The sequence below is a fragment of the Lysinibacillus sp. NPDC092081 genome (genome assembly GCF_044755845.1).
Taxonomy (GTDB): Bacteria; Bacillota; Bacilli; order Bacillales_A; family Planococcaceae; genus Lysinibacillus.
Window position 1 is genome coordinate 220,936 of sequence record NZ_JBIVRU010000002.1, and the last position, 25,768, is coordinate 246,703.

At 37.8% G+C, this 25,768-nt stretch carries 32 protein-coding genes and 1 tRNA gene; 25 read left to right on the forward strand and 8 right to left on the reverse strand.

The window, feature by feature from the left end:
- The 11 genes from sdhB (at position 1) to ACIQLB_RS05860 (ending at position 8,294) form a co-directional block, all read left to right on the forward strand.
- Positions 1 to 780 (forward strand): succinate dehydrogenase iron-sulfur subunit, encoded by a 780-nt coding sequence (gene sdhB, locus ACIQLB_RS05810; protein WP_400722241.1) that lies wholly within the window; start codon positions 1 to 3, stop codon positions 778 to 780.
- Positions 781 to 1,153: 373 nt separating this feature from the next.
- On the forward strand, positions 1,154 to 1,612 hold the full coding sequence (locus tag ACIQLB_RS05815) for an acyl-CoA thioesterase (protein ID WP_400722244.1): 459 nt from the start codon (positions 1,154 to 1,156) through the stop codon (positions 1,610 to 1,612).
- 314 nt (positions 1,613 to 1,926) lie between these two features.
- Complete coding sequence (locus ACIQLB_RS05820; RefSeq protein ID WP_004226437.1) at positions 1,927 to 2,148, forward strand: helix-turn-helix domain-containing protein; 222 nt, start codon at positions 1,927 to 1,929, stop codon at positions 2,146 to 2,148.
- Positions 2,149 to 2,223: 75 nt separating this feature from the next.
- Complete coding sequence (locus ACIQLB_RS05825) at positions 2,224 to 2,676, forward strand: MarR family winged helix-turn-helix transcriptional regulator (protein ID WP_400722249.1); 453 nt, start codon at positions 2,224 to 2,226, stop codon at positions 2,674 to 2,676.
- Between the two features lie 10 nt (positions 2,677 to 2,686).
- On the forward strand, positions 2,687 to 3,484 hold the full coding sequence (racE, locus tag ACIQLB_RS05830; RefSeq protein ID WP_400722251.1) for a glutamate racemase: 798 nt from the start codon (positions 2,687 to 2,689) through the stop codon (positions 3,482 to 3,484).
- A gap of 133 nt (positions 3,485 to 3,617) precedes the next feature.
- Positions 3,618 to 4,367 carry a ribonuclease PH gene (gene rph, locus ACIQLB_RS05835; RefSeq protein WP_400722254.1) on the forward strand — a complete coding sequence of 250 codons (750 nt, stop codon included), beginning with the start codon at positions 3,618 to 3,620 and terminating at the stop codon, positions 4,365 to 4,367.
- Position 4,368: 1 nt separating this feature from the next.
- Entirely contained in the window at positions 4,369 to 4,962 is a 594-nt protein-coding gene (locus ACIQLB_RS05840) for an XTP/dITP diphosphatase (RefSeq protein WP_400722257.1), read from the forward strand.
- Between the two features lie 12 nt (positions 4,963 to 4,974).
- On the forward strand, positions 4,975 to 5,478 hold the full coding sequence (locus ACIQLB_RS05845) for a metallophosphoesterase (protein WP_400722259.1): 504 nt from the start codon (positions 4,975 to 4,977) through the stop codon (positions 5,476 to 5,478).
- Between the two features lie 277 nt (positions 5,479 to 5,755).
- Complete coding sequence (locus ACIQLB_RS05850; RefSeq protein ID WP_400722262.1) at positions 5,756 to 7,216, forward strand: protein adenylyltransferase SelO; 1,461 nt, start codon at positions 5,756 to 5,758, stop codon at positions 7,214 to 7,216.
- Between the two features lie 141 nt (positions 7,217 to 7,357).
- Positions 7,358 to 7,531, forward strand: a complete 174-nt coding sequence (locus ACIQLB_RS05855; protein WP_400722265.1) for a DUF2639 domain-containing protein — start codon at positions 7,358 to 7,360, stop codon at positions 7,529 to 7,531.
- Between the two features lie 61 nt (positions 7,532 to 7,592).
- Positions 7,593 to 8,294, forward strand: a complete 702-nt coding sequence (locus ACIQLB_RS05860) for a YqjF family protein (protein WP_400722268.1) — start codon at positions 7,593 to 7,595, stop codon at positions 8,292 to 8,294.
- Between the two features lie 45 nt (positions 8,295 to 8,339).
- On the opposite strand, the gene ACIQLB_RS05865 is transcribed toward ACIQLB_RS05860, so the two are convergent.
- Positions 8,340 to 9,086, reverse strand: coding sequence for a glucose 1-dehydrogenase (locus ACIQLB_RS05865; RefSeq protein WP_400722271.1), 747 nt, complete (start codon positions 9,084 to 9,086; stop codon positions 8,340 to 8,342).
- A 193-nt stretch (positions 9,087 to 9,279) separates the two neighbouring features.
- On the opposite strand from ACIQLB_RS05865, the gene ACIQLB_RS05870 reads away from it, so the two are divergent.
- Both ACIQLB_RS05870 and ACIQLB_RS05875 read left to right on the forward strand, forming a co-directional pair.
- Positions 9,280 to 9,353 (forward strand) — tRNA-Arg (locus ACIQLB_RS05870).
- A gap of 119 nt (positions 9,354 to 9,472) precedes the next feature.
- Positions 9,473 to 9,628 (forward strand): hypothetical protein, encoded by a 156-nt coding sequence (locus tag ACIQLB_RS05875; protein ID WP_400722274.1) that lies wholly within the window; start codon positions 9,473 to 9,475, stop codon positions 9,626 to 9,628.
- A gap of 942 nt (positions 9,629 to 10,570) precedes the next feature.
- Here the strand turns inward: ACIQLB_RS05875 and ACIQLB_RS05880 are convergent.
- Positions 10,571 to 10,738 carry a hypothetical protein gene (locus ACIQLB_RS05880; protein ID WP_400722277.1) on the reverse strand — a complete coding sequence of 56 codons (168 nt, stop codon included), beginning with the start codon at positions 10,736 to 10,738 and terminating at the stop codon, positions 10,571 to 10,573.
- 202 nt (positions 10,739 to 10,940) lie between these two features.
- Here ACIQLB_RS05880 and ACIQLB_RS05885 point away from each other — a divergent pair, with 202 nt between their 5' ends.
- From ACIQLB_RS05885 to ACIQLB_RS05900, 4 genes are all read left to right on the forward strand, one after another.
- Positions 10,941 to 11,264 carry a hypothetical protein gene (locus ACIQLB_RS05885; RefSeq protein WP_400722280.1) on the forward strand — a complete coding sequence of 108 codons (324 nt, stop codon included), beginning with the start codon at positions 10,941 to 10,943 and terminating at the stop codon, positions 11,262 to 11,264.
- A gap of 50 nt (positions 11,265 to 11,314) precedes the next feature.
- The gene (locus ACIQLB_RS05890) at positions 11,315 to 11,977 is read left to right on the forward strand and encodes an alpha/beta hydrolase (RefSeq protein WP_400722283.1); all 663 of its coding nucleotides are present in this window, start codon (positions 11,315 to 11,317) and stop codon (positions 11,975 to 11,977) included.
- A 353-nt stretch (positions 11,978 to 12,330) separates the two neighbouring features.
- Positions 12,331 to 12,531, forward strand: coding sequence for a hypothetical protein (locus ACIQLB_RS05895; RefSeq protein WP_370041634.1), 201 nt, complete (start codon positions 12,331 to 12,333; stop codon positions 12,529 to 12,531).
- Between the two features lie 110 nt (positions 12,532 to 12,641).
- Positions 12,642 to 12,929, forward strand: a complete 288-nt coding sequence (locus ACIQLB_RS05900) for a hypothetical protein (RefSeq protein ID WP_400722287.1) — start codon at positions 12,642 to 12,644, stop codon at positions 12,927 to 12,929.
- Between the two features lie 194 nt (positions 12,930 to 13,123).
- On the opposite strand, the gene ACIQLB_RS05905 is transcribed toward ACIQLB_RS05900, so the two are convergent.
- Genes ACIQLB_RS05905 through fdhF form a run of 3 tightly spaced genes read right to left on the reverse strand, consistent with a single transcriptional unit; the run spans position 13,124 to position 17,601 of the window.
- A complete protein-coding gene (locus tag ACIQLB_RS05905; protein ID WP_400722290.1) occupies positions 13,124 to 14,170 on the reverse strand; it encodes an Mrp/NBP35 family ATP-binding protein in 1,047 nt (348 codons plus the stop codon).
- Between the two features lie 16 nt (positions 14,171 to 14,186).
- Positions 14,187 to 14,663: a helical membrane plugin domain-containing protein gene (locus ACIQLB_RS05910; protein WP_400722294.1), complete on the reverse strand. Its 477-nt coding sequence runs from the start codon at positions 14,661 to 14,663 to the stop codon at positions 14,187 to 14,189.
- Between the two features lie 4 nt (positions 14,664 to 14,667).
- Positions 14,668 to 17,601: a formate dehydrogenase subunit alpha gene (fdhF, locus tag ACIQLB_RS05915; protein ID WP_400722297.1), complete on the reverse strand. Its 2,934-nt coding sequence runs from the start codon at positions 17,599 to 17,601 to the stop codon at positions 14,668 to 14,670.
- Positions 17,602 to 18,220: 619 nt separating this feature from the next.
- Here fdhF and ACIQLB_RS05920 point away from each other — a divergent pair.
- Genes ACIQLB_RS05920 through moaA form a run of 3 tightly spaced genes read left to right on the forward strand, consistent with a single transcriptional unit; the run spans position 18,221 to position 20,414 of the window.
- On the forward strand, positions 18,221 to 18,568 hold the full coding sequence (locus ACIQLB_RS05920; protein ID WP_049667590.1) for a Na-translocating system protein MpsC family protein: 348 nt from the start codon (positions 18,221 to 18,223) through the stop codon (positions 18,566 to 18,568).
- Between the two features lie 12 nt (positions 18,569 to 18,580).
- Positions 18,581 to 19,396: a formate dehydrogenase accessory sulfurtransferase FdhD gene (fdhD, locus tag ACIQLB_RS05925; RefSeq protein ID WP_400722301.1), complete on the forward strand. Its 816-nt coding sequence runs from the start codon at positions 18,581 to 18,583 to the stop codon at positions 19,394 to 19,396.
- A 1-nt stretch (position 19,397) separates the two neighbouring features.
- Entirely contained in the window at positions 19,398 to 20,414 is a 1,017-nt protein-coding gene (moaA, locus tag ACIQLB_RS05930) for a GTP 3',8-cyclase MoaA (protein WP_400723079.1), read from the forward strand.
- A 79-nt stretch (positions 20,415 to 20,493) separates the two neighbouring features.
- Here moaA and moaC read toward each other — a convergent pair whose 3' ends face one another.
- Genes moaC through ACIQLB_RS05945 form a run of 3 tightly spaced genes read right to left on the reverse strand, consistent with a single transcriptional unit; the run spans position 20,494 to position 22,050 of the window.
- Entirely contained in the window at positions 20,494 to 20,976 is a 483-nt protein-coding gene (moaC, locus tag ACIQLB_RS05935) for a cyclic pyranopterin monophosphate synthase MoaC (protein WP_370075498.1), read from the reverse strand.
- Positions 20,969 to 21,559: a molybdenum cofactor guanylyltransferase gene (locus ACIQLB_RS05940; RefSeq protein WP_400722306.1), complete on the reverse strand. Its 591-nt coding sequence runs from the start codon at positions 21,557 to 21,559 to the stop codon at positions 20,969 to 20,971. Before ACIQLB_RS05940 ends, moaC begins: the two co-directional genes overlap by 8 nt.
- Positions 21,556 to 22,050, reverse strand: coding sequence for a MogA/MoaB family molybdenum cofactor biosynthesis protein (locus ACIQLB_RS05945; RefSeq protein WP_400722309.1), 495 nt, complete (start codon positions 22,048 to 22,050; stop codon positions 21,556 to 21,558). The genes ACIQLB_RS05940 and ACIQLB_RS05945 overlap by 4 nt, the downstream gene beginning before the upstream one ends.
- Before the next feature lie 122 nt (positions 22,051 to 22,172).
- On the opposite strand from ACIQLB_RS05945, the gene ACIQLB_RS05950 reads away from it, so the two are divergent.
- From ACIQLB_RS05950 to moaD, 5 genes are read left to right on the forward strand one after another with little or no spacing between them, the layout of a single operon-like run.
- Positions 22,173 to 23,189, forward strand: a complete 1,017-nt coding sequence (locus tag ACIQLB_RS05950) for a thiazole biosynthesis adenylyltransferase ThiF (RefSeq protein WP_400722312.1) — start codon at positions 22,173 to 22,175, stop codon at positions 23,187 to 23,189.
- A 14-nt stretch (positions 23,190 to 23,203) separates the two neighbouring features.
- Complete coding sequence (locus ACIQLB_RS05955; RefSeq protein WP_400722315.1) at positions 23,204 to 24,496, forward strand: molybdopterin molybdotransferase MoeA; 1,293 nt, start codon at positions 23,204 to 23,206, stop codon at positions 24,494 to 24,496.
- Positions 24,463 to 24,981 carry a molybdopterin-guanine dinucleotide biosynthesis protein B gene (gene mobB / locus ACIQLB_RS05960; RefSeq protein WP_400722318.1) on the forward strand — a complete coding sequence of 173 codons (519 nt, stop codon included), beginning with the start codon at positions 24,463 to 24,465 and terminating at the stop codon, positions 24,979 to 24,981. The genes ACIQLB_RS05955 and mobB overlap by 34 nt, the downstream gene beginning before the upstream one ends.
- A complete protein-coding gene (locus tag ACIQLB_RS05965) occupies positions 24,978 to 25,457 on the forward strand; it encodes a molybdenum cofactor biosynthesis protein MoaE (protein ID WP_400722321.1) in 480 nt (159 codons plus the stop codon). The genes mobB and ACIQLB_RS05965 overlap by 4 nt, the downstream gene beginning before the upstream one ends.
- Entirely contained in the window at positions 25,450 to 25,683 is a 234-nt protein-coding gene (gene moaD, locus ACIQLB_RS05970; protein ID WP_400722324.1) for a molybdopterin converting factor subunit 1, read from the forward strand. The genes ACIQLB_RS05965 and moaD overlap by 8 nt, the downstream gene beginning before the upstream one ends.
- Positions 25,684 to 25,768: the final 85 nt, after the last annotated feature.

Consider the following 25,768-nt stretch of genomic DNA (forward strand, 5'->3'; position numbering starts at 1 on the left):
ATGCAAATCGCAGCAAATACTGGAAGAATGGTCAAAGTGGAAATTTTACGTCAAGATACAAAAGGCGGCAATGGCTACTGGCAAAAATTCCAAGTGCCTTACCGTCATGGTATGAACGTAATTTCTATTTTAATGGAAATTCAAAAAAATCCTGTTACTGAAAATGGTGAAAACACTTCTCCAGTAGCATGGGATATGAACTGTCTTGAAGAAGTTTGTGGTGCATGTTCAATGGTTATCAATGGCCGCCCACGTCAATCATGTTCAACTCTTGTTGACCAATTGACTGAGCCAATTAAACTTGAGCCTATGAAAACTTTCCCAGTTATTCGTGACTTACAAGTTGACCGTGAGCGTATGTTCAATGCACTAAAAAAAGTTAAAGCATGGGTTCCAATCGATGGTACTTATGATTTAGGTGAAGGTCCACGTATGCCAGAAGGTAAACGTCAATGGGCTTATGAATTATCTAAATGTATGACTTGTGGTGTATGTATGGAAGCATGTCCAAACGTGTCTGAAAAAGCTTCATTCATCGGACCAGCACCATTATCACAAGTACGTCTATTCAACACTCACCCAACTGGTGCAATGATTAAAGACCAACGTTTAAATGCGATCATGGGTGATGGAGGCCTTGCAAACTGCGGTAACTCACAAAACTGTGTAGCTGCTTGTCCAAAAGGTATTCCTCTAACAACATCTATCGCATCATTAAACCGTGCAACTTCAGTGCAAATGTTCCGTAACTTCTTCGGTTCTGACCACTACGTAGACTAATAGTACAAGCTATTACTCCCAACCCCCTTACACTTAATGTGTGAGGGGGTTTTTTTATGTAAATATAAAACAATTTTATAGATTAACTGGAAAGACCCACCGATTAAAGTTTCGCATTATATCGAGTTCTGAATAGGGGCATTTTCAAGAAAGAGTAATAAACTAAATAAGATGACTTCAATACAGCAAAAAATAGAACGGGGATTGTTGAGTTTTTGAAAAAAAAGGAGATTTCGAATAAATCGAGAAAAAATTGGAGTTTTCTATGATAATATAGTATTTTCCTTTATAATGAATATAGATTCATTTATGACTTGCTAATTCCATCTGTTGTTTTGGGAAGAAGCGAATGAAAATTAGGGGGATGGTTAAGATGAAAGCAAATTATATCGGAGATTTTCAGGAATGGGCAAAGGATTTTGCATTTTTTATTGAGGTCCGTGTACGTTTTTCAGAAACGGATATGTATGGTCATATGAACAATACCGTTAGCTTTACATTTTTTGAACAAGCACGAATCGATTATTTCCGTCATTTAGGTGTTCTAATGCCATCAGCAATTGATGAACATGTAGAGGGGATTCCGATTGTAGCCGACTTACAGTGTGATTACGTGAAGCAGGTTTTCTTTGATGATGTGCTAAGAGTTTATGCGAAGATAGCGAAAGTAGGAAACTCATCAATGGATATTCATTACTTAGCGAAAAACCAACATGATGAGGTTTGCTTTACGGGGCGTGGTACGGTAGTGCAAATGGACCCTCGAACTGGGAAGAGTGTACCTCTATCTGAAGAAGCAAAAATTCAGATAGCAAACTTAGTGTCCATATAGGATCGCGAAAGTTATCTGTAGAAAGTTTTAACTTCATTCAGCAGAATCTAAAGCCTCCGGACGCAATTATGCCGAGGCATAATGGATTGACAGTAATATTTTTCTACATTATTGCGAAAAAGTCCCTCGGGAAAAGAAGTATAAACAATGATTTCGACGGTTGAAATTGCATTTTTACATAAAATTCATTAATGTATGGAAGCAATTTCCGATTTTTTTAAAGAAACACGAGATATTCATGAAAATAGCCGTCACCGCTCCCCATTCCTTTACATAAGTTACAATACGTGCGGGGGAGGAGGGTGTAACTGAAAATGAATGGCTCTCATCATCGTTCTCTTTTAACGAACCGAGAACGTGAAATATTTGCGCTTTTATTAGCTGAAAAAACAACGAGGGATATTGCAGAGCAACTTGGTATTAGTGAAAAAACAGTGCGAAATCACATTTCCAATACAATTCAAAAGTTAGGTGTAACGAATCGATCTCAGGCGTTAATTGAGCTGTTACGCTTAGAAGAATTCAAATTAGACTAATTGGACACTTGCTATTTCAGAAAAAAAACGACAAAATAGAACTATTCAACGTATTTTTAGGAGTGAAATAGTTATATGTCGGATGAAGTAACAAAGCACTCACCTGAAACCGTTGCAACGGTTGAAAAGGAATTACGCTATATAGCGGCGATTGTGAAGCAAAAAGGAAGAGAGATTGTTTCACAATATGCGATTACGCCGCCACAATTTGTTGCATTACAGTGGTTAGAAGAGCTTGGAGATATAACAATTGGCGACTTGTCAAATCGATTATACTTAGCTTTTAGTACAACAACAGATCTAGTGGACCGAATGGAGAAAAATGAATTAGTCAAGCGAGTACGTGACGAAAATGATCGTCGTGTCGTTGTTGTTCATCTTCTCGAGAAGGGCAAACGTATTATTCAAGAGGTTATTGAAAAAAGACAGCACTATTTGCAAGAGAAGCTTGTTGGTTTTAATGAACAAGAAGTCGCGCAATTATCAAGCTATTTAGAAAAACTACATGTACACATGAAACAGGATTGAGGCGGAAAGTATGAATGCCCCGATAGGCGTTATTGATTCAGGAGTAGGCGGTTTAACCGTAGCAAAAGAAATAATGAAGCTATTACCAAATGAAACGATCTATTATATTGGTGATACAGCAAGATGTCCGTATGGTCCAAGAACTCGTCAGGAAGTACGAAATTTTACTTGGCAAATGGCTAAAGCACTAGAGAAAATGAATATCAAAATGCTCGTCATTGCTTGTAATACAGCGACTGCAGTAGCACTCGAAAGTTTACAAAGAAATATGCCTTTTCCGGTACTAGGCGTTATTAATGCTGGCGCACGTGCAGCTGTAAAGAAAACGAAGCGACATGAAGTCGTTGTGCTTGCAACAGAAGGTACAATTAAAAGTGGGGCGTATGAGGAAGCCTTACTTTCACTGAATACTTCAACTCATATTATTCCACTTGCTTGCCCTACATTCGTACCACTTGTAGAAAGTGGCGAATATAAAGGTGAATTTGCAAATAAATTAATTGCGGAAGGCTTAAAACCGATAAAAAACGAACAATTTGATACGGTCATACTAGGATGTACGCACTATCCAATTTTGCAAAAACAAATTGAAGCTGTTGTAGGAGAAGAAGTTTTTGTGCTATCTTCCGCTGAGGAAACAGCAAAGGATGTTCAAGAAATGCTTGCGTATAATGGTACTTTGGCTGACCCAGACGCTGTGCCTGCTCATAAATTTTATGCAACTGGTTCTGTTCCAATTTTCCGTTCGATAGCTGAAAGTTGGCTTGAGCAAGGTACTCTTCATATAAAACGTATGACATTAAAATAAAAAATCAGCTTAGCTAGGGGGCTAGGCTGATTTTTGCCGTTTTTAGCATTGTACATAAGGGACCGAGCACTTTTTTGAAGGTGAAAATTATGTTAAGATGAGTGCGCGAAAGATTTTAGGAGGAACGAAAACTATGACAAGATTTGATGGAAGAAATATAGATGCACTGCGACCTGTGAAAATGGATAGTGAGTATCTATTGCACCCAGAAGGCTCAGTGTTAATTCAAGTAGGCAATACGAAAGTAATTTGTACAGCAACGATAGAAGATAAGGTTCCTGGGTTTTTACGTGGACAAGGCAAAGGGTGGATCACTGCAGAATACTCAATGCTACCTCGTGCAACAGCACAGCGTACAGCACGTGAATCATCTCGTGGCAAAGTAAATGGCCGTACAATGGAAATTCAACGATTAATCGGTCGTGCATTACGTGCTGTCGTTGATTTAGAAGCACTTGGTGAGCGTACTGTGTGGATTGACTGTGATGTGATTCAAGCAGACGGAGGGACACGTACAGCTTCAATAACAGGAGCATTTGTAGCGATGACACAGGCAATTGCTAAGGTTGCAGAAGAAAAACAATTAGCGAAATTTCCGGTGACAGACTATTTAGCTGCAACGAGTGTTGGTATTGTAGAGGATCATGGGGCAATTTTAGACTTAAACTACGTTGAAGATGTCGCTGCTGCTGTAGATATGAATATCGTCATGACAGGAGCAGGACGATTTGTTGAGCTACAAGGGACAGGTGAAGAAGCAACCTTTTCTCGTGAAGAGTTAAATGAACTACTGGCGTTAGGTGAAGAAGGCATTCAACAATTGATTGCACTTCAAAAAGAGACACTAGGTGAATTGGCTAACAAAGTGGGAGGAAATGAATAACATGAAACAAGTAGTCATTGCAACGAAAAATAAAGGAAAAGCAAAAGATTTCGAAGCATTATTTGGTCCACTTGGTTATGAAGTAGTAACGATGTTTGATGTTGCCCCAGAGATGGAAATAGAAGAAACAGGCACTACTTTTGAGGAAAATGCGATCTTAAAGGCAGAAGCATTGGCAAAAGAGCTTGGCACAATTGTTATTGCTGATGATAGTGGCTTAGCTGTTGATGCATTAAATGGTGAACCTGGTGTTTATTCTGCACGTTATGCTGGTGATCATGATGATGAAGCAAACATGGTTAAGTTGTTAGAAAACCTAAAAAATGTCGAAGATGAAAAGCGTACAGCCCGCTTCTGCTGTTGCATCGCTATTGCGGGGCCTGGTTTTGAAACGACAACAGTTTTTGGTACTTGTGAAGGTGTCATTGCACACGAAAAACGTGGTACAAACGGATTTGGTTATGATCCAGTCTTCTTTGTCCCAAGCTTAAACCGTATGATGGCAGAGCTAACTGCCGATGAAAAAGGAGCAATTTCCCACCGCGGGAATGCGATTCGTAAGTTGAAGGAACAATTGCCAAGTCTTATAAAATAAGAGGTGATATCCATGCAAATACTGGTCATGAGTGATACACATGGCGATAGTGATGTGATTGAAAAAGTACGTAGCTTTTACCCAAATGTTGATGCTTTGATTCACTGTGGAGATAGTGAGCTTCCTTTCTCACATAAAGCGCTGGATGGCATGAAGAAAGTACGAGGAAATTGTGATATCGATAAAGCCTTTCCTGATGAAGCAGTATTCGATTTAGAGGACGTAACAGTCTTTGCAACACATGGCCACTTATTCAATGTTAAAACATCAATCTTATCCTTATCATATCGTGCCAAAGAGGTAGACGCACAAATTGCGTGCTTTGGTCACTCTCATATTCTTGGGGCAGAAATGATTGATGATGTGTTATTTTTAAATCCGGGGAGTTTATTAAAACCACGTGGTCGTAAAGAAAAAAGCTTTACCCTTGTAGAGGTTGAAGATACGTATTTTGAAGTAAAGTTCTTGACGGATGATAATAGCTGTATTTCCACCCACAAGTTTATGCGAAAATGATGTAACAAAAACGCTTAAGTTTTAGAACTCTAAGCGTTTTTTGTTTTATCCTGGCCTGATTGGTGAAGAATCAATTATGCCTTGGCATAATTGCGTCCGGAATCGGCTTTGTGCTTGCACAAAGAACTCCTTTCCGATTTTCGTGACATCCACCGGAGGCTTTAATTTATTTCAGCGGATGTTTGACCCGCTGAAATAAGTTAAATGGAAAAAATGGCTATGAATTGTTTATGATGAAGTAGAAAAAATAAATATAAACGTAACGAAGGGAGACAACATGGACAATACAATAGGATGGAATTTTGATAATAGCTATACCCGCTTACCAAGCATTTTTTATACATCAATCAATTTAAATCCAGTTCGTTCACCAAAGTTAATAATGTTAAATGAATCAGTTGCCAATTCACTTGGATTAAACATCGATGCTTTGCAAAGCGAGGAAGCGGTAGAGATTTTTGCAGGTAACAACAATCCGACTGGTGGCACACCCATTGCACAAGCTTATGCAGGGCATCAATTTGGTCACTTCAATATGCTTGGAGACGGAAGAGCACTGTTATTAGGTGAACAGCTAACACCAACTCATGAACGCTTGGATATCGCACTAAAAGGCTCAGGAAGAACGCCTTATTCCCGTGGCGGAGATGGCAGAGCAACACTTGGTCCAATGCTACGTGAATATATAATTAGTGAAGCCATGTATGCACTTGGTATTCCAACCTCTCGAAGTTTAGCTGTCGTAACTACAGGCGAAATTGTCCTCCGCGAAACCGAGCTTCCTGGTGCAGTTTTAACGCGTATTGCAAGCAGTCATTTGCGAGTTGGGACTTTCCAATATGTAGCGAACTTTGGATCTGAGAAGGAGCTGAAAGCTTTGGCGGATTATGCTTTGGAACGTCACTTCCCTAATGCTGATGTAGCTCAAAATCGTTATTTAACCCTTCTACAGGAAGTTATAAAGAAACAAGCATCTCTCATTGCAAAATGGCAGCTAGTTGGTTTTATTCATGGCGTCATGAACACTGATAATATGACCATTAGTGGTGAGACGATTGATTATGGTCCTTGCGCCTTTATGGATACTTATGATCCAGCGACAGTATTTAGCTCTATTGATCGACAAGGCCGTTATGCTTACGGGAACCAGCCTAATATCGGAGGATGGAATTTAACACGACTGGCTGAATCATTAATACCGTTAATCCATGAAAATGAGGAAGATGCTATACACTTAGCTCAAGAGGCTCTAAAGCAGTACCCTCAATTGTATTATGCAAAATGGCTAGCAGGTATGCGAGCAAAGCTTGGGATATTCAACGAAGAAGATCAGGACATGGCACTCATTGAAGAGCTTCTAAAGTTAATGCAGCAACATCAAGCAGACTATACAAATACATTTATCGCATTAACCTTCGATAAATTTGATGAATCAACGTTATTTAGTACAAATGAATTTAAAGAATGGCATAAGAATTGGCTTGCAAGACTAGAAAGACAACAAGAAACAAAAGATATGTCTCAACAATTAATGCGTGAGCATAATCCAGCAGTAATTCCACGAAATCACCGTGTAGAAGAAGCTTTAGAGGCTGCAGTTGAACAGGAAGACTATAGCGTAATGGAGCGATTACTGGATGCTCTTGCTCTTCCGTTTGCACATTCTAAGGAGCAGCAGAAATACGCGACATTACCAACACAATCTAACCAACCATATCGAACTTTTTGTGGCACATAAGTTGAAAGTACAATTGCCAAGGAAAATCTTTGTGGGTACAAAATAAAAAACGAAGGATAAATTCTTCGTTTTTTATTTTGTAAAAATTGTCACTACACAAATTCCTGAGCATACGCTATGTAATGAATAGTAGTGAAGGGAATGTGTAAAGTGCATAAGTATTCAAAAGGTTGGTTTGTGAAGCAACTTCGAGATCATGGTATTTTGGTGCATCCACAATATAAAAGTCATTTAGGCAATTATAAAGAATCCGAACTGCGCAATTTATATTACCGATATGTTGAAATAGAAACATTAGATTCAGAACAAAAATAGTCATTTTCGTTTGAATAACTCCTTTGTAGGAAAGAATTTAACTACAGAAAGGAGTTATTTTATGTGGAGTAAATCGTGGATGTTGACGCAAATATGGCAAGATGTGTTGTTTCTACATTGGCCAGTATCACCTAAGGATTTAGAGCAGTACATTCCGCAAGAGTTGCAACTGGATCTCTATGAAAATAACGCTTGGCTTAGTGTTGTCCTTTTTAAAGTAAAAGGACAACGACTGAGATATCTACCACCATTACCAGGAGTAGGTTCCCATTTGCAGCTTAATGTCCGGACATATGTTACATATAATGGCATGAAAGGTATCTATTTCTTTAACTTAGATGTTACGAATCGTTTTATCGTACAAATAGCTACAAAGGGCAGTTTATCATATCGCCATTCAAAAATAGCTTTAAACCAAACAGGGAACAATTTTTCTTTTACAAGTTTATATCATGGTGCACTAGATGAGAGGTTGAAAATTTCATATCAACCGACTGCCAGTGAAATAATTACTTCGACCTTTGATAAATGGTTAGTGGAACGTTATCATTCTTGGTCGAAGTGGAAGAGTTCTCTAGTTCGCATAGATATAGATCATATGCCATGGCAGCTACAACGAGTTCATATTAACATTGAAAGCAACACACTAGCTCCATTTGTGAAGGAATCTATACAAGGCATTCAACCTATTGCTCATTATTCGAAGAGTAAAGAGGCTAGAATTTATTCGCCAAAAATAGAAACCGGATTCAAAAATGCTTAGTGAATCTGGTTTGCTTTTGTTCATTGATTGAAAGTAGTGTGTTACCTACTCTTCATACATCATTTTCTTTGTCATCCCACCATCAACTGTTAAATTAATGCCTGTGACGAAATTATTTGTGGGGCTAGTTAAATATAAGCAAGCCTGTGCAATGTCTTCAGGTACGCCTACACGCAACGATAAATGCTGCTCGTGATCAATCTTACGGAGCTGTTCATAATCACCCGTTTCAATCCAACCAGGCGAAATACAATTAACCGTAATATGATCTGGACCTAAAGAACGCGCTAAAACATGTGTTAATGCAACGATACCGCCTTTTGTTGCTGCATAGGCTTCGGTATGGGGCTCAGACCTCTCAGCGCGTGTAGAGGCTATAGAAACGATTGAGCCACCATTGACATTAGCTCGCATAACTTTTGCAGCCTCTCTCGAACACAAAAAGACACTCGTCAAATTAGTTTGGATGATATCGTTCCATTCGTCCAACGTTACGTCATAGAGAGATTTATGTTGAAATTTACCCGCATTATTAATTAAAATATGAATAGTACCAAAATAATTAACAACTTTTTGCATTAAAGAAACGATGTCTTGTTCTTTCGTAACATCTGTTTGAACAAAAAGAACAGAATAACCTTGCTTAAGTAAATCTTTTTCCAATTCCTGACCTAATTCTTTATTTACATCGGCAATAACTACATTGGCACCATTTCTTGCATACGTAAGTACAATGCCTTTGCCGATCCCTTGCGCACCGCCAGTTACGACGACAACTAAATCTTTAAACATAATAGCTTCCTCCAGTTTTATTGCTTTTCATTATTTTAGCAAAAGAAGAGCTGAGAGTGGGCATAATGGGGTACATGAAATCATATAATATTAATATGAGGCAAACCTTGCCTTCATAGTAAAATTAATGTTGACATTATGATATTAAGCACATATAATAAATATTGTCCTTATATGGACTACATAACATCATGTCTCAGTAGCTCAGCAGGATAGAGCAACGGCCTTCTAAGCCGTCGGTCGGGGGTTCGAATCCCTCCTGGGACGTCCAGTTTTACAACGTTATATCTAGAGAAATAAGCACTTTCGCTTATGATTCAATTTTACAGTACTCGGTCAGTCGAGTTTCTGTACTAATGAATTATAGGTGGAGGTGCTTTTTTCATTTGACTAAAAAGAAGGGGATATTTGATATCCAAATTGAACAACCGTTAATTCAAGTTAGAAAACGTGAAGTAAAACGTAATGATGTGGCAATTGGACAAGCGTTGTCAGTCATTCTGAAACAACTTGAAGTAAGTGGCTGCAAAATCTTTAATTAACTATGTATTAACTAGTCTTTATTCTGAAATGTATTTGTATTTGTCAGATTAACAATTACTAATTTCATTTAGTAGTTAAGCTTCGAAAAGCTTTAGCTTTGAGAAGGATATTTTGAACTTATAACGCTTTAACTGTTAATTCACTTTAAGCTTACCGTTATCTAATTTTCTCAGTAATATGTCCGTGAAAACCCCCTAAAGTAAGACAAACACCATCAAATCCCCTGAAAATTGATTAAATAGTCCTGCGTTTATCTATGATTTCACGTCTTACTAATTTTGATGATTTTAACTCGTTATACCGCTGATTCAAGTTTATTAAACAAGTATCGCCTTATATAATTGAAGATACTTAAACGAGTGATACCACTGATTCAAGATTCTTTAACAGCTAGTGTTATATGTGTCAAATATGTGTCTTCGTGTGCAGTGAATATAGGGGGAAATTGCCCATGTTTCGTGCGTTAAGTGTGGGAAAGGAAAGAAAAAAGTAAATCGTTTCTTCCCAAACAGCTTAGAAGTGACGCTGGTGACGTTTCACTTTCAATCACAAAAATCACCACATCCGTTAACTGCAATATAAACAAAAAGAATCGTTTCACCGATTATTATAAAAATACTAAATGCTTTCAATAAGGTAACTAAACAGCCTTTGCTATTTCTGTAAATATATAATCCTCCGATATTAAATATTAGTATAAGTATATAATTTACTATTAATTTTATAGTCAATTTCTAACTCTATCTCCTTTTGATGTACCATGTTTTCTATGTACATGACTTGCAAGATTATAATAACACCAAATATTGCACTTTGCACTGGATGCTGAAGGTAATATAAAAAAAGAGAGAACCAGCAAAAGCCGATTCTCTATAGTTTAAAATTCAGTGTTAGGTCAGGGTGTGACATGCCTTGCCTATGTAAGTGTATAAGAACCGCCTCTATTTACGGGGCTTTTTCTTTTTCTTTTTGTTTGTAACCTTTTTGCTTTTAACCTCTAAATAAACCTTAACACCGTAAAAAACACTTACCCCAACAACTTTAAATGCTGTTATAACAGCTGTGCTAACCACCATTAAAACTATTTCCAACAACAATAATAAATCCATTTTCGGAATCCCCTTATAAACTTGATGTCTATTATTTGCAAGCATTATAAGGAAACCCTCTTTTAATTTAACAGGAACTCGTAATTTTTTTAAAAGTCTACAAAGGTACAGGCTTGTAGACGTGCTGGAATGGAAGATTGGCAATTTGCGATGTTAAAAATCATTGTAGACGGTGATGAAAAGGACTTGGAGGAACTATTGAATGGACTTAATCGACAAACTGAAAAAGGCTGATAAATTGCTACAAGGTGAAAATTTACATGAAAGCAAACCATTGTTAATTCAGTGGTTTGCTGAAATCTATCAGGAAATTACAGAAACACCCTTTACATATCAAATGGGGTATAAGCTTACAACCATGCAAGCACACATTCCAACCTATAGAAAATACGCTATGAAGCATAGAGAAAAAGCACTCGCTGCTACCCACCTTATTCTGATGGATGGTCTCCCGGGAGCAATGGTGCCCTTGAATTTGATGAAAGACACCATTTACCCTCACAGCAACTGCTTACCTTCGTGCTAGTGCATGGTGCTTGGGCTGATGCTCATTTCTGGGATAGAGTAGCGGCAGAGTTGCGCAGTCGAGGGCATGACGTCTATACACCTGAATACGCAGGTCACGGCGAAGATCCGAATAAAAATGTCACGCATGCGATGATCACGAAGTCCGTCGTTGATTTTATAACAAAATGGAATCTACGTAACTTTGTTCTCGTTGGGCACAGTTTCGGAGGGTCAGTCATTCAAAAGGTTGCAGAGCAGGTTCCGGATCGCATAAAGCGACTTGTTTTCTGGGACGCGTTCGTACTGAAAGACGGAGAATCAGTTGCTGACGAATTCTCGCCCCAAATGTTACAAGGTTTTGAACAGCTCAGAGCCAGCTCGAAGGACGATACGATCTTTATGCCGTTTTCCTTGTTTCGGGATTCGTTCGTTAATACGGCCACTTTAGAGGAAGCTAAACGGATGTATGAAAGCGTTACTCCGGAACCGGCTAAGCCGCTTTTCGAGAAACTGGATCTGAAAACGTTCTACTCGCTACCTACGCCCAAAAGCTATGTCTATTTCTACCAAGACAACGCATTGCCACGAGGGGAGAATTACGGCTGGCATCCGAATATGTCCAGACGGCTCGGGCAGTTCCGCCTGATTGTAGGTGATGGTGATCACTTTACGGACACGCGTACAAGGCCAGCTATGGTAGCACAGAAATTTTACGAGGCTGGTCGCGACTGACTATTGTAAGCGGGATTAAGTTAATGATTAGCTTTAATAAACCATAAAAAGGCCACTCGTGAGGAACAAAAAGAACCGAGTTAGAACCAACTGAAAAGTGCTTTAAATCCTTTGTTTTCAAGGATTTGAGGCATTTTCTTTTTTCATGTTGTTCATTCTTAATGTGGTCAGATCAACTTCTTTGAAAAATGTATTTTGTTGCACTTAGCCTCTATTGGGTTATTCACATGTAATTAATGATGTTCTCACTAAACCATATATCATTCTCCTTCCGTAAAGATTCTTTTGTAAATTAGAATAATTTATATAAAAAACAGAAAGAAATATGTGTAAAAATGTTGGAGTTGATCGTTATGGAATTTGATAAAGAGTTAGAAATTTACTGCTACAGCTGTCGTAAAAAAACTGTATTTACACGCAAAGATATGCATAATAAAAGTGGGGTAGATAGTCACTGTAGTGAATGCTCAGGTATTTGGTTTGAATGGCAAAATCGAGCTGTAGAGAGAGAAATGGAAAAGTGGATTGAATATAATAAAGGACTCGTAAATTAGAATAGTCAATGATACCAGCCTGAATGTCTCAAAAACGAAAGAAGCGGAAACTTATAAAAAGAGTTATAATATAATAGGAAGAAACTCAATAAAGAGAGATGGATTTTAACATGAATGAACAACTAGTAGATTGGATTACACGTTTTCAAAAGGAGAAAGATATAGAGGCTCTCGCAAACTTAAAAGACTATTGCTACTATATGATTGAACCTTTAATTGAGGAATTTACGGAGAAATACGGTGAAGATGCTGGGGAGTTATTACGGTTAAAATGGGATAAGCGTTTTTATTTTATTTTTACAAAGTATCAATTAAATGTTGGGCTGCCTTTAGATACTTTCGTTAAAAATACGTACCGCTTTTATTTTATGCAGATTTTAAAAAAGGCTGGTTATTGAATTACATATAGGGGAGTGTTTCAAACTTGAACATTGCTCGATAAAAAAATCCTTGTCTCGTGTAAAAGTGAGGCAAGGGTTTTTGTGTTTTATCATGCTTTTGGCGGGAGATTAATTGCCTGTAAAAGTCTGATTGGTGAAGACTAATCATCAGTAGGGGATGAAGAAAACCACCTACTGATGAAAGGTACATTTTATTGATACATCATATCTTCTGCAAGGTGGGTAAATACCTCACCGATAATGGAGTCTTCGTCATAAACGGAAGAACCTGTATTTTCCTCAGGTTGCGCAAATGGAATTTGAGCGATGATACTTGTCTGAAGCTCATCTGCTAATTTTTCTGCGCCACCTTGACCGAATAAATAGTTCTTTTCACCATTTGAGTTTTTAAAGTAAGCCATGTTTTCAATAACACCAAGAATCGTGTGGTTCGTATGTTGAGCCATCAGACCTGCGCGAGAAGCAACATGAGAAGCTGCAAGATGTGGTGTTGTTACAATAATTTCATGTGCTTGTGGGATCATTGCCGCCATATCAATGGCTACATCTCCTGTACCAGGTGGTAAATCTATAAGGAGATAATCTAATTCATCCCAATGTGTATTGACAAGGAAATTACGAATCCATTTGTTGAGCATTGGGCCACGCCACATGACAGGTTGGTTTTCGTTTGTGAAAAAGCCCATCGACATGATTTTTACACCATGACTTATTACTGGAATAGCTGTTTGGTCTATCATTGTTGGCTTTTGATGAATCTTCATCATGGCAGGAATACTGAATCCATATATGTCGGCATCTAAAATACCTACACGTTTTCCAAGACGGGCAAGAGCTACTGCTAAGTTAATCGTCACGGTAGATTTACCGACGCCACCTTTACCACTAGTAACTGCTATAAATTTGACACCAGAATCGGGTAGAAGCATTTTAGGCATACCTTTATCCGTCACTTTTTCTGATTTTAAAGAAGCTGTTAAACTACGACGTTCGTCATCTGTCATAGAACCAAATGTAATGGAGACATTTGTTGCGCCGATTGCTTTCAACGCTTCTTCAACATCTTGTTGGATTTTGGCTTTCATAGGACATCCTTGAATAGTCAAGATAATATCAAGTGAGATATCCGTACCGTTGACTTGAATATTGCGTACCATATTCAAGTCAACGATGCTTTTATGAAGCTCTGGGTCATCGATTTTCTGCAAAGTTTTTAAAATGTGTTCGTTCGTTAGCATGTTAGAAACCACCTTCCTATTTTAGGCCTTTGCCAAGCCCTTTTAAGAAGTGAACGCCAAAGTTTACAGCACGATTAACATCAGGATCGTTTAACATTTTGAACAACTTAAAGGCGCTAACTTTTTCATCCGATTCAACGGCTTTGTTCGCTTCATCTAAGCCGGTATTTAAGCCTTCAATAAGCTTTGTTGTTGTTTCTGGATTCAATTCGGTTAATGCTCCTGCAACACCCATTAAGTTGTTGATGATATTCGTAACAGGCTTACGCGTTAATTGACCAAGAGCGATATGTGTAACATCCTCTTTTGCTTCAAGTAGTTTCGTAGCTGCTTCTAGCGCTCCAATATCATTTAATTCTGCCATGATCGTAAAGACCTGATTCACCATTTCTTCATTCTCAGAAAGTAGTTGCTTTAAATTCTCTAACTTTTCTTCCTTTAGTTGCTCTTCTGTTACTTGCGCTTTTTGAATTGTCGTAATTGGTGCAGCCATGAAATCACTCCCTTTCGTTAGTTGTTAAGTGAACGTAACCAGGACGATTCCATTTACGTTGTACCTCAACACCATTTTGTGGATGACGTTTTTTATAACGCGGGTTTGTTCTAGGAAGTGGCGATTTTCCTTTTTGCTTCAATACTTCTACGCGTACTTTTGTTTGTTTGTACGCCGGTGTCGATGTATTGATGTCTGCAGCCGGGCCAGTTAAGAAATTAATCGCTGAATCTTTGCTAACAGAGTTCATTGGTAAGAAAAGTTCATTTCCTTGTACGCGGTCTGTCACTAGGGCATTTAATTTTAATGCACCCTGAGGAGACACTAAACGAAGAAGAGCTCCATCTTCAATGCCACGTTCTTTTGCTAGTTCTGGTGATACTTCAACAAAAATTTCAGGTACTTTCGATTGAATACCTTTTGATTTATTTGTCATATTACCTTCATGGAAGTGTTCAAGCATACGACCGTTGTTAATATGGCAATCATATTGCGCTTCATATTCAACCGGTCTGATCCAATCATTTAAAGCAAAACGAGCTTTTTTGTCAGGGAAGTTAAAGCCATCCTCATATAGTAAAGGTGTGTCTTTACCATCATGGCTACCCCAACAGAAGCTACCCCAATTTTCTAATACATCATAGTTCGCTTGCGAGAAGAATGGAGCAAGACTAGCCATTTCAGCAAAGATTTCACTTGGGTGACTGTAATTCCAGTCAGCACCTAGGCGACGTGCTACTAATTGAAGGATTTCCCAATCGGCTTTTGATTCACCAAGTGTTGGTAATACTTGATATAGTCGTTGTACACGACGCTCTGTATTCGTGAAAGTACCTTCTTTTTCAAGAGAAGGTGCTGCTGGTAAAATAACATCCGCATATTGTGCTGTACGTGAAAGGAAGCAATCTTGTACAACAAAGAAGTCTAATTGTGAAAGTACTTTATCTACATGGTTAGCATCGCAATCTACAAGTGCCATATCTTCCCCAACTAAATACATTGCTTTCATTTTACCTTCCATGATAGCATCTAACATTGCCATATTCGTACGACCTGGTTCAGGTTTGATTTTCACACCATATGCTTCTTCAAATTTCTTACGTGCTTCGTCGTCTATTACTTTTTGATTACCTGGTAATAGATTTGGTAGTGTACCCATATCACAAGCACCTTGAACATTGTTGTGACCACGAAGAGGGTAGGCACCTGCACCTGGACGACGATAGTTACCAGTAGCTAGAAGTAGGTTAGAAATGGCAGCTGATGTATATGAGCCACCTGTATTTTGTGTAACACCCATACCCCAAAGTACACATGTACCGTCAGCATCACGAATCATTTCAGCAACATTTATCAATGTTTCTTTTGAAATGCCCGTTTCTTTTTCTGCATATTCTAGTGTGTATGTTTCAAGTACATCTTTAAAATCATCAAAGAAGTGTACGTTCTCTTTAATGAAGGCTTCATCATGCCAACCTTGATCGATCATATATTTTGTAACGGCCATTAACCATACTTGGTCTGTGCCTTGTTTTGGGCGCATGAAAATATCAGAACGCTCAGCCATTTCATGTTTACGAACGTCGGCAACAATTAATTTTTGACCGTGTAACTTATGGGCACGTTTTACACGAGTAGCTAAAACAGGGTGACCTTCTGCAGGGTTTGCCCCAACAATAATAACAAGGCCAGCTTTTGCGATATCTTTGATCGTTCCAGCGTCGCCACCTATACCAACTGTGCGTAGTAGGCCATCTGTAGCTGGAGATTGACAATAGCGTGAGCAGTTATCAACGTCGTTTGTTTCGAATAATTGACGTGCCATTTTTTGAATTAAGTAGTTTTCTTCGTTTGTAATTTTTGAAGAAGAAATAAAGCCGACAGAACCAGAACCGTGTTCTTTTTGAATGCCACCTAGTTTAGTAGCAATTAAATCAAGAGCTTCATCCCATGAAGATTCAACAAATGCATCATTTTTACGAATTAATGGTTTTGTAATTCGTTCTTCAGAGTTGATGAAGTCCCAACCGAATTTTCCTTTTACACAAGTAGAAATAGCATTTACAGGACCGTCAGAAGGTTGCACTTTTAAAATTTTGCGGTCTTTTGTCCACACTTCGAACGAACAACCTACTCCACAGAAAGTACAAACTGTTTTTGTTTTCTTCGTACGTTTACTACGCATAGCAGCCTCGACTTCAGAAACAGCGAAGATACCGCTATAGCCAGGCTCGACTTCCTTAATTAAACTAATCATCGGATCTAATGTTTCTTGTTTAAGTCCAGTCATAAAACCAGCTTCACCAAGCATTGATTTTTCCATTAATGCGTTACATGGACAAACGGTAACACATTGTCCACAGCCTACACATGAAGAATCGTTAATGGCAACGCCTTCATCCCAAATTACTTTTGGTCTTTCAGCTTCCCAGTCAAGAGATAATGTTTCATTAACTTGTAGGTTTTGACAAACCTCTACACATTGTCCACATGCGATACATTGGTTTGGATCATATCGATAAAACGGGTGCGACATGTCTACTTCGTGTGGTTCGACTTTTGGTTGATAAGGATATTTTTGATGTTCGATTTCCATTAATTCTGCTGTGTTGTGTAATGTACAATTTCCGTTGTTATTATCACAAACTGTGCAGTACAGTAAATGATTTTCTAGTAGACGATCCATCGCTTCTGTTTGTGCAGCTTTCGCTTTATCAGAAGTAAGTTGGATATCCATGCCGTTTACTGCTTTTGTTGAACAAGAGCGTACTAATTGTCCATTCACTTCAACGATACATGTATCACAAGTTTCGATAGGATCAACAGATGGTACATGACAAATTTGTGGATGGTCGATGCCATGTTGATTAATGGAATCAAGTATTGTAGCTCCCTCTGCTACATCATACGGTAGGCCATTAATTTTAATTGTAGTCAAGGTGTTTTCCTCCCTTTGCTCTTTGAGACTAATTTGACAACAGGTTAATACTTAGGATAAATCGGGAAAAGAGTTACGAGTTTTTTTATTTTGATTGTCTTGTTATTTTTAAAAAATTGTCTTGTTATAATGTCATTTCCCAATTTGTCCAATTTCTACACCAACATAGATGAAGAAACATTTATTATTTGTTGTCGATGTTGATATTGCTCAAAAATAAAAAAATCCACCATGAAAAGGCATGTATTATCATGCTATTTATTCATGGTGGATAAAATTCTTAACAGGCCTTGCTAAAAATTCAATCAACTTTTATTTTTTATTCAATATAACTATAGAATTTAAATATTAAAACCACTATGCCAATAGTTCAAATTTATTTATATGAAACCATGACATAGGAATCAAAATACTTTCATTCCATATGTAATACCAATTATTATAGCCTTTTCAGCCAAAATGGACAATAATTATAATAAAAATTATTGATTGAGAATAATTATCATTGAATATTTTCTCTTTAATTTTTATTTAAGTTGCTATATTATTAACAAACTGTAAGGGTGACCCCCATGAACATAGGATAAATAAGATTAATTACGTTGGGAGAATCGTTAAAATGTCAAAAAAAGTGCATGAGTTCAACGACATTATTCGAAAACTACGCAAAGATATATTTGGAAAAGGACCAGAGCGTATTCATACTGTTTTCGTAGAGAATATGGCTGTGTCAACTTTATATGGTAATATCACACCGACAGAAAAATTTATTGCGAGTACGCCTGAAGGGTTAAAAATGGTTCATGCTGCACGTACAAGAATGATTCAAGATTTGTATACTAAATCACCTCCAGAAGGCATGGAAGAACTGATGGGCACTAAGTTACTCCATTTATTTTCAGATATCAAAATTGAAGAAGATTTTGCTATTTCTGTCTTTGTTTTTGAAGATAATATTAGTGAATAAAGGGGATGCCATATGGAACGCGCAGTAGCTAGAGAAATAATACGTGTTGAAGGTAATCAAATCAAAGAAATAGAAGATACAGTTGTCACAGAATACGCGGTCACAGTGAAGATTAATGAGCAAGAATTTGTGACGATGGTTTGCACACCAGAGTATGTAGAAGATATGGTTATTGGATATTTGGCTTCTGAACGAATTATTCGCGATTACGAAGATATTGAAGCCATTTGGCACCAAGAAAAAGAAGGTTTTGTGCACGTTAAAACAAAACGTGTGAATCCTTACTTTCAACAAATTCAAAATAAACGTTACATTACTTCTTGCTGTGGCATGAGCCGCCAAGGGTTTGTTTTTGCTAATGATGCATTAGTAGCTAAAAAAATGGAAGGCATTCATGTGCGTATTACAACAGATGATTGTTTTCGTTTAATGCGCGATATGCAAGATTTGGCTGAAATATTCAAACAGACTGGTGGTGTTCATAACGCCGCGCTATGTGATGCGAATGGTGTTTTATTGAGTAGAATGGATATTGGGCGCCATAATGCCTTAGATAAAATTTATGGCTATTGCCTAAAAAACAAAATTAGCATTCAGGACAAAATTATCGTATTTAGCGGAAGGATTTCATCTGAAATTTTACTTAAAGTATCGAAAATTGGCTGTGAAATTGTTCTGTCCAAATCAGCTCCAACAGAATTAGCATTGCAATTGGCAGAGCAACTCGGTATTACGACGGTAGGTTTTATTCGCCAAAATACACTTAATATTTATACACACAAAGAACGTATTCACTTACCAACCAATAAAATGAAAGGAAGAGATTAACATTATTAATCTACAAGACCAACTACACAGACCATTAAGAGATTTAAGGATATCAGTAACAGACCGTTGTAATTTTCGTTGTCAATATTGCATGCCTGCAGAAGTATTTGGTCCAGATTATGCTTTTTTATCGTCCGATAAAATATTGAGTTTTGAAGAAATCGAACGATTAGTAAAGATTTTCGTTTCATTAGGTGTGAAAAAAGTACGCATTACTGGTGGTGAGCCTTTACTACGTCGTGATCTGCCAAATTTAATTGAACGTATACATCGCATAGTTGGAGTAGAGGATATTGCGTTAACGACCAATGGCATATTGTTGAAAAAATATGCCAATGAATTGGTGAGAGCAGGTTTATCACGAGTAGCTGTTAGCCTAGATTCTCTAAATGAGGAACGTTTTTTTGAGATGAATGGCCATCGAGGAAAAGTGAAAACAGTATTAGAAGGTATAGAAAAAGCGGCAGAAGCGGGTTTACAAGTGAAGATCAATATGGTCGTTCAAAAAGGAAAAAATGAACAGGATATCATTTCGATGGCAGAATATTTTAAAGAAAAACAGCATATTCTTCGCTTTATTGAATATATGGATGTCGGTAATTCAAATGGTTGGCGGTTGGATGAGGTTGTGTCGAAGAAAAAAATTATTGACCAGGTCAACCAATTTTCCCCTTTGCATAGTGTTGACCCTAATTATAAAGGGGAAGTGGCTACACGATATCAATATGAGGATGCTCAGGGTGAAATTGGCGTAATATCATCTGTAACAGATTCTTTCTGCTCCACTTGTTCGCGTGCCCGTATTTCGGCAGAAGGAACATTATATACGTGTTTATTTGCAACAGAAGGAACGAATCTACGAGATTTGTTAAGGTCTGGGGAAGATGATGAAACGATCATCCAATGCATTTCGAATGTTTGGGAAAATAGAAAAGATCGCTATTCAGATGAACGAAATGAGCAAACAATGGAAAAAAGGAAAAACTCAAGAATTGAAATGTCACATATCGGTGGGTAGACGAAATAGAGTGGTATTAGTTAGTGCTGGTGACTTAAGACAGAAAAAAATCGGCAAAATAATGCCGGATTTTTTCTGTTTATTTATGCACAAAGTCGCCACTTTTTCCACCTGTTTTTTGAACGAGGTATGTTTCTTTAATCACCATAGATTTGTCGACGGCTTTACACATATCATAAAAAGTCAGTGCAGCAATGGATACAGCAGTTAATGCTTCCATTTCGACGCCTGTTTTACCATTACATTTTACTGTAGCTTGAATGTGTAGTTCATAACCATCCTCTGCTTTTGTATATTCAAATTGAAGATCTGTTCCTTGTAACATAATCGGATGGCACATTGGGATAATATCAGCAGTTTTTTTAGCACCCATAATCCCAGCAATTTGTGCCACTTGCGTAGGGTCGCCTTTTTTAATGCCTCCCTGTTGGATAGCTTGATAGACTTCATCGGATAACGTGATTGTACTACGAGCGATCGCAGTACGGTTTGTGATTGTTTTATCTGAAATGTCGACCATTTTGGGACGACCTTCTTCATTCCAGTGTGTAAAATTACTCATTATTAGACTTCCTTTCAAATGTTTGTAGCCAATCTTGTTGAGAATTAATATTGATAAATGTTGAGCTTTCTTCCTCGAATGGGACATAACATACTTGAAGTTGCTCTAACAAGACTTTCATACTTCGCTTGTTTTGTTGGACTAATTGCTGTGCTTTTGGTAAAGCGCTGCGTCGATATAAAGCAGCAAGAGGTTGTAATCTTGAAGCTTGTTTAGGAACAATCGCATCATAACGATCATCGATAAATGTGAGCATAGTTTGGACAAATTCTGCATTAATAAAAGGCATATCACTAGCTATTACGAAAAACCACTCTACTTCCGGAAAATTTGTCATTATAATATGCAAGGCAAACAGAGGTCCTTGATGAGGGTGTTTTTCAATAATCCATTGGACATTTTCTTCTACAAACTTTGATTGCAAGCTAGCATTCGTAGCAATAATTAAAGGCTGTAGTTGATTTTTTTGTAAGGCTATGAGACTGTGCTTATATAAAGGCAGACCAGCAAATAATTCAAACATTTTCGGTTGACCATACCGTGAAGATTGACCGCCAGCTAAGACAACACCAGCCATTTTCATATGCGATTCAACTCACCGACAAAATGTTGCACAGTAGGAAGAATCAGCTTTGTCATGGCAAGTGTCACGGCGTTAGTGGAACCTGGTAACACATAGATAGCCGTTTTATCGCGACTACCCGCTGTTGCACGACTAAACATGGCTTTTGGACCGATTTCTTCATAGCTTAGTGTTCGAAATAATTCACCAAATCCCATCATTTCTTTTTCGAAAAGAGGGAGAAGCGTGTCGTAAGTTTGGTCTCTCGGTGTAAATCCTGTTCCTCCTGTTACGATAATGGTATTAATGGTTTGATCATCGCACCATTTCCGTACATGGTTTGAGATTTCAAGCGGTTCATCTTTTGACATTTGGTAGTCTACTAATTCAAATGAAGCTTCTTGAAGTAATGATTGAATACGCTGGCCACCACGATCATCCGACTTCGTGCGTGTGTCACTCACTGTTAAAATGGCAGCTCGTATAGGAAGTTCACTATGTGTGGGATGCAAGGTAAAAGCCCCCCCCCTTTATAGAGTTGATTTTTGTTTTTGCTGAAAAACATTGCTTTTATTATAAAGCTATAAATTAAAAGGTCAAACTAAAATTCATAGAAAGAAAGGCAAAAGCGTTTATGCATAATAGATATTCTAGACAACAATTATTCAACCCAATCGGAGAAAACGGGCAGCTACTACTACAACAAAAGCATGTCCTGATGATAGGAGTTGGTGCTTTAGGTAGTGCTAGCGCAGAGGCTCTTGTAAGGGCAGGCGTTGGAAAATTGACGATTATTGATCGTGATTATGTTGAGTGGAGTAATTTACAAAGACAACAACTATATACCGAACAAGATGCGCAAGAAAAAGTTCCTAAAGTAATCGCTGCAAAAAAACGACTACAAAGCATTAACTCAGAGGTAGAAATTAACGAATATATTTTTGATGCGTGTACAGAGCAAATAATCCCATTGCTTGCAGATGTAGATATTATGATGGATGCAACGGATAACTTTGATATTCGCTTTATGATGAACGATCTTGCACAAAAATATCAAATTCCTTGGGTTTACGGTTCTTGTGTTGGTAGTTATGGTGCTACTTATACAATTGTGCCAGGGAAAACACCTTGTTTACATTGTTTGCTAGCAGCGATGCCCAATACAGGGATGACATGCGATACAGTAGGAATTATAAGTCCAACTGTTCAAATCGTAGCAGCTTATCAAGTTGCTGAGGTATTAAAGTTTTTAGTAGGCGATGAAGAAGCATTACGAAAAAGTTATTTAACTTTTGATGTTTGGCAAAATCAACACTATGAAATAAACGTAGAAAAAATTCGCAATCATGATTGTCCATCCTGTGGCAAAAATCCGAGCTATCCGTATTTATCATATGAAAATCAAACAAAACTAAATGTATTATGTGGTCGCGATGCTATTCAAATACGTCCACCAAAACCGATGCATTATAATTTTGATCAGCTCGCTGTCCAACTTCGTCCCTATGGTGATATTCAACAAAATCCCTATTTACTATCTTGCCAAGCAGAAGATTATCGACTAGTGATTTTCCAAGATGGACGAGTTGTCATTCACGGTGTACAAGATATACAAAAAGCTAAAACCATTTATTATCGTTTATTCGGATAAAGGAGTGTTCTAAAATGTTAGAAAAAAGAAAACCAATTGCTGTTGGAGAAGCTGTTCAACGTGTCATGGAGTTTGCATTCCAAGGAAAAATAGAGGTCGTTTCACTACAGCAAGCACATGGACGTTTTTTAGCAGAAGATGTTGCTGCAGACCAAGATGTACCAGCTTTTGATCGCTCCCCTTATGATGGTTATGCTATTCGCTCGATCGATAGTCAAGAAGTGAATTCAGAAAATCCAGTAACCTTTAAAGTAGTAGGAGAGATTGGCGCGGGCTATGTATTTGAGGAAATAGTGGGTCATCGAGAAGCGGTGCGTATTATGACAGGTGCTCCTATCCCAAACGGATGTGATGCAGTCGTTATGCTAGAATTAACGCACACATTTGAAGAAGACAATCAACGATATATGTCGATTAAACGCTCTTATGAAACAGGAACAAATATTTCCTATAAGGGAGAGGACGTTCAAAAAGGCGCAATTCTTATTGAAAAAGGACAATACATCAATCCAGGCGTTGTCGCATTACTTGCTACTTTTGGTTATGATCAAGTACCTGTTTTTCGAAAACCAATCGTTGGCGTTATTGCAACAGGAAGTGAATTACTAGAACCAAGTGATTCTTTGCAGCCAGGAAAAATTCGTAATAGCAATGCCTATATGATAATGGCTCAAATTGAACGTGCTGGGGCAACCGTCAAATATTTTGGTAAATTTAGCGATGATTTAAATTTATGTATTCAAGCTGTTGAAAAAGCTCTTCAGGAAGTAGACATATTGATTACAACAGGAGGAGTATCTGTAGGGGATTACGATTATTTACCTGCCATTTATGAAGCCATTGACGCACAAGTCCTTTTTAACAAGGTAGCAATGCGACCAGGTAGTGTAACGACTGTTGCGGCTCGAAATGGCCAATTATTATTTGGACTTTCAGGCAATCCGTCAGCTTGCTATGTTGGTTTTGAACTATTTACACGGCCTATTATTCGAACGGCGTTTAGTAATAAGCAACCACATTTACGTAGAGAGCAGGCTATTTTAAATACGGACTTTAAAAAACCGAATCCGTTTACCCGTTTTGTGCGTGCTAGTGTTTCTTATGAAAACGGTCAATTAGTTGCAGTTCCCTCTGGTTTTGATAAATCTAGTGCGGTATCTTCCTTAGCAGAAGCTAATGCTTTTATTGTATTACCAGGTGGCTCACGTGGTTATGAAAAAGGCATGCAAGTTGTTGTTTTATTGTTAGAAGATTTGCAGGGAAGTGAGTGGCCATGGGACATCATCGAAAAATCTTACAAATCGTAGGCTATCAAAATAGTGGCAAGACAACGTTAATGGAACAACTCATCACACAAGCCACCATAGAAGGTTTTCGTGTAGGAACGATCAAGCACCATGGACATGGTGGTATTCCTATGATAGAAAGTTCGAAAGATAGTGTTCGCCATGAGAAGGCTGGCGCAAGTGTCACAGCAGTTGAGGGAGAAGGTACTTTGCGCATGAGTATTCACCAAAGTAACTGGCAGCTTGCTGATATACTAGCTATTTATGAAACATTTAAGATGGATATCATTTTCATTGAAGGCTATAAAAATGAAGATTATCCGAAGGTTGTTCTTTTGCGTAAGGCGGAAGATGAATCTTTACTACAAAAAGTAAGCAATATCGTCTGTGTTCTTTATTGGCCCACATATCCACTAAATAAACCGTTAGATTATCCAACTTTTTTAATTCAAGAAAAAGCACAATATATGGAAGTTCTTATGCAGGAAATGAGGAGAAAATCATGACTACATCGTTGTTTGAAATCATTGATAAACCAATTGATGTTGAAGAAGTTAGACAAAAAGTAACAGATCGAAATGCTGGTGCAATCACTGTTTTCATCGGAACAGTACGTGAAATGACGAAAGGCAAGAAAACACTACATTTGGAATATCAAGCTTATCCAACTATGGCTATTAAAATGTTTAAACAAATATCTAAAGAAATACAAGAGCGATGGTCAGAAGCGAAAGTAGCCATTACACATCGTGTTGGTCATTTAGAAATTTCGGATATTGCCGTAGTCATTGCGGTTTCATCACCACATCGTAAAATAGCCTATGAAGCCAATGAATATGCCATTGACCGTATTAAACAAATTGTGCCTATTTGGAAAAAAGAGTATTGGGAAGATGGAACTGAATGGATTGGTGATCAATTAGAAAATGTCCCTTATCCAAAAGGAAATCCATCCATTAGTGAGGAGGAATCTTGTGATTAACATATTACTATTTGCTCACTTACAAGAAAGTATCGGTGAGTCAAAATTATGTGTAGACCTGTCAGACCGAACAGTTGGACAAATTAAGGAATGGATGGAAACGCAATATTCACAAGTTAATTTACAACATGTTATGACAGCAGTAAATGAGGAATTTGCAATAGATTCAACAGTTGTAAAAGAAGGGGATACAATCGCCTTTATTCCACCTATTAGTGGAGGGTAAAAAGAAAAGATGTAGTTGGTACAGTTTAGTTTGAACCGACTACATCTTTTATTTTATTTATTCTGTAAAAGCCCGATTGGTGGAG

What these genes read in the sequence shown, in the direction of transcription:
- sdhB (WP_400722241.1), top strand. Translation starts at nt 1, where the DNA reads ATGCAAATCGCAGCAAATACTGGAAGAATGGTCAAAGTGGAAATTTTA.
- ACIQLB_RS05815 (WP_400722244.1), top strand. Translation starts at nt 1,154, where the DNA reads ATGAAAGCAAATTATATCGGAGATTTTCAGGAATGGGCAAAGGATTTT.
- ACIQLB_RS05820 (WP_004226437.1), top strand. Translation starts at nt 1,927, where the DNA reads ATGAATGGCTCTCATCATCGTTCTCTTTTAACGAACCGAGAACGTGAA.
- ACIQLB_RS05825 (WP_400722249.1), top strand. Translation starts at nt 2,224, where the DNA reads ATGTCGGATGAAGTAACAAAGCACTCACCTGAAACCGTTGCAACGGTT.
- racE (WP_400722251.1), top strand. Translation starts at nt 2,687, where the DNA reads ATGAATGCCCCGATAGGCGTTATTGATTCAGGAGTAGGCGGTTTAACC.
- rph (WP_400722254.1), top strand. Translation starts at nt 3,618, where the DNA reads ATGACAAGATTTGATGGAAGAAATATAGATGCACTGCGACCTGTGAAA.
- ACIQLB_RS05840 (WP_400722257.1), top strand. Translation starts at nt 4,369, where the DNA reads ATGAAACAAGTAGTCATTGCAACGAAAAATAAAGGAAAAGCAAAAGAT.
- ACIQLB_RS05845 (WP_400722259.1), top strand. Translation starts at nt 4,975, where the DNA reads ATGCAAATACTGGTCATGAGTGATACACATGGCGATAGTGATGTGATT.
- ACIQLB_RS05850 (WP_400722262.1), top strand. Translation starts at nt 5,756, where the DNA reads ATGGACAATACAATAGGATGGAATTTTGATAATAGCTATACCCGCTTA.
- ACIQLB_RS05855 (WP_400722265.1), top strand. Translation starts at nt 7,358, where the DNA reads ATGTGTAAAGTGCATAAGTATTCAAAAGGTTGGTTTGTGAAGCAACTT.
- ACIQLB_RS05860 (WP_400722268.1), top strand. Translation starts at nt 7,593, where the DNA reads ATGTGGAGTAAATCGTGGATGTTGACGCAAATATGGCAAGATGTGTTG.
- ACIQLB_RS05865 (WP_400722271.1), bottom strand. Translation starts at nt 9,086, where the DNA reads ATGTTTAAAGATTTAGTTGTCGTCGTAACTGGCGGTGCGCAAGGGATC.
- ACIQLB_RS05880 (WP_400722277.1), bottom strand. Translation starts at nt 10,738, where the DNA reads ATGGATTTATTATTGTTGTTGGAAATAGTTTTAATGGTGGTTAGCACA.
- ACIQLB_RS05885 (WP_400722280.1), top strand. Translation starts at nt 10,941, where the DNA reads ATGGACTTAATCGACAAACTGAAAAAGGCTGATAAATTGCTACAAGGT.
- ACIQLB_RS05895 (WP_370041634.1), top strand. Translation starts at nt 12,331, where the DNA reads ATGGAATTTGATAAAGAGTTAGAAATTTACTGCTACAGCTGTCGTAAA.
- ACIQLB_RS05900 (WP_400722287.1), top strand. Translation starts at nt 12,642, where the DNA reads ATGAATGAACAACTAGTAGATTGGATTACACGTTTTCAAAAGGAGAAA.
- ACIQLB_RS05905 (WP_400722290.1), bottom strand. Translation starts at nt 14,170, where the DNA reads ATGCTAACGAACGAACACATTTTAAAAACTTTGCAGAAAATCGATGAC.
- ACIQLB_RS05910 (WP_400722294.1), bottom strand. Translation starts at nt 14,663, where the DNA reads ATGGCTGCACCAATTACGACAATTCAAAAAGCGCAAGTAACAGAAGAG.
- ACIQLB_RS05920 (WP_049667590.1), top strand. Translation starts at nt 18,221, where the DNA reads ATGTCAAAAAAAGTGCATGAGTTCAACGACATTATTCGAAAACTACGC.
- fdhD (WP_400722301.1), top strand. Translation starts at nt 18,581, where the DNA reads ATGGAACGCGCAGTAGCTAGAGAAATAATACGTGTTGAAGGTAATCAA.
- moaC (WP_370075498.1), bottom strand. Translation starts at nt 20,976, where the DNA reads ATGAGTAATTTTACACACTGGAATGAAGAAGGTCGTCCCAAAATGGTC.
- ACIQLB_RS05940 (WP_400722306.1), bottom strand. Translation starts at nt 21,559, where the DNA reads ATGAAAATGGCTGGTGTTGTCTTAGCTGGCGGTCAATCTTCACGGTAT.
- ACIQLB_RS05950 (WP_400722312.1), top strand. Translation starts at nt 22,173, where the DNA reads ATGCATAATAGATATTCTAGACAACAATTATTCAACCCAATCGGAGAA.
- ACIQLB_RS05955 (WP_400722315.1), top strand. Translation starts at nt 23,204, where the DNA reads ATGTTAGAAAAAAGAAAACCAATTGCTGTTGGAGAAGCTGTTCAACGT.
- mobB (WP_400722318.1), top strand. Translation starts at nt 24,463, where the DNA reads ATGGGACATCATCGAAAAATCTTACAAATCGTAGGCTATCAAAATAGT.
- ACIQLB_RS05965 (WP_400722321.1), top strand. Translation starts at nt 24,978, where the DNA reads ATGACTACATCGTTGTTTGAAATCATTGATAAACCAATTGATGTTGAA.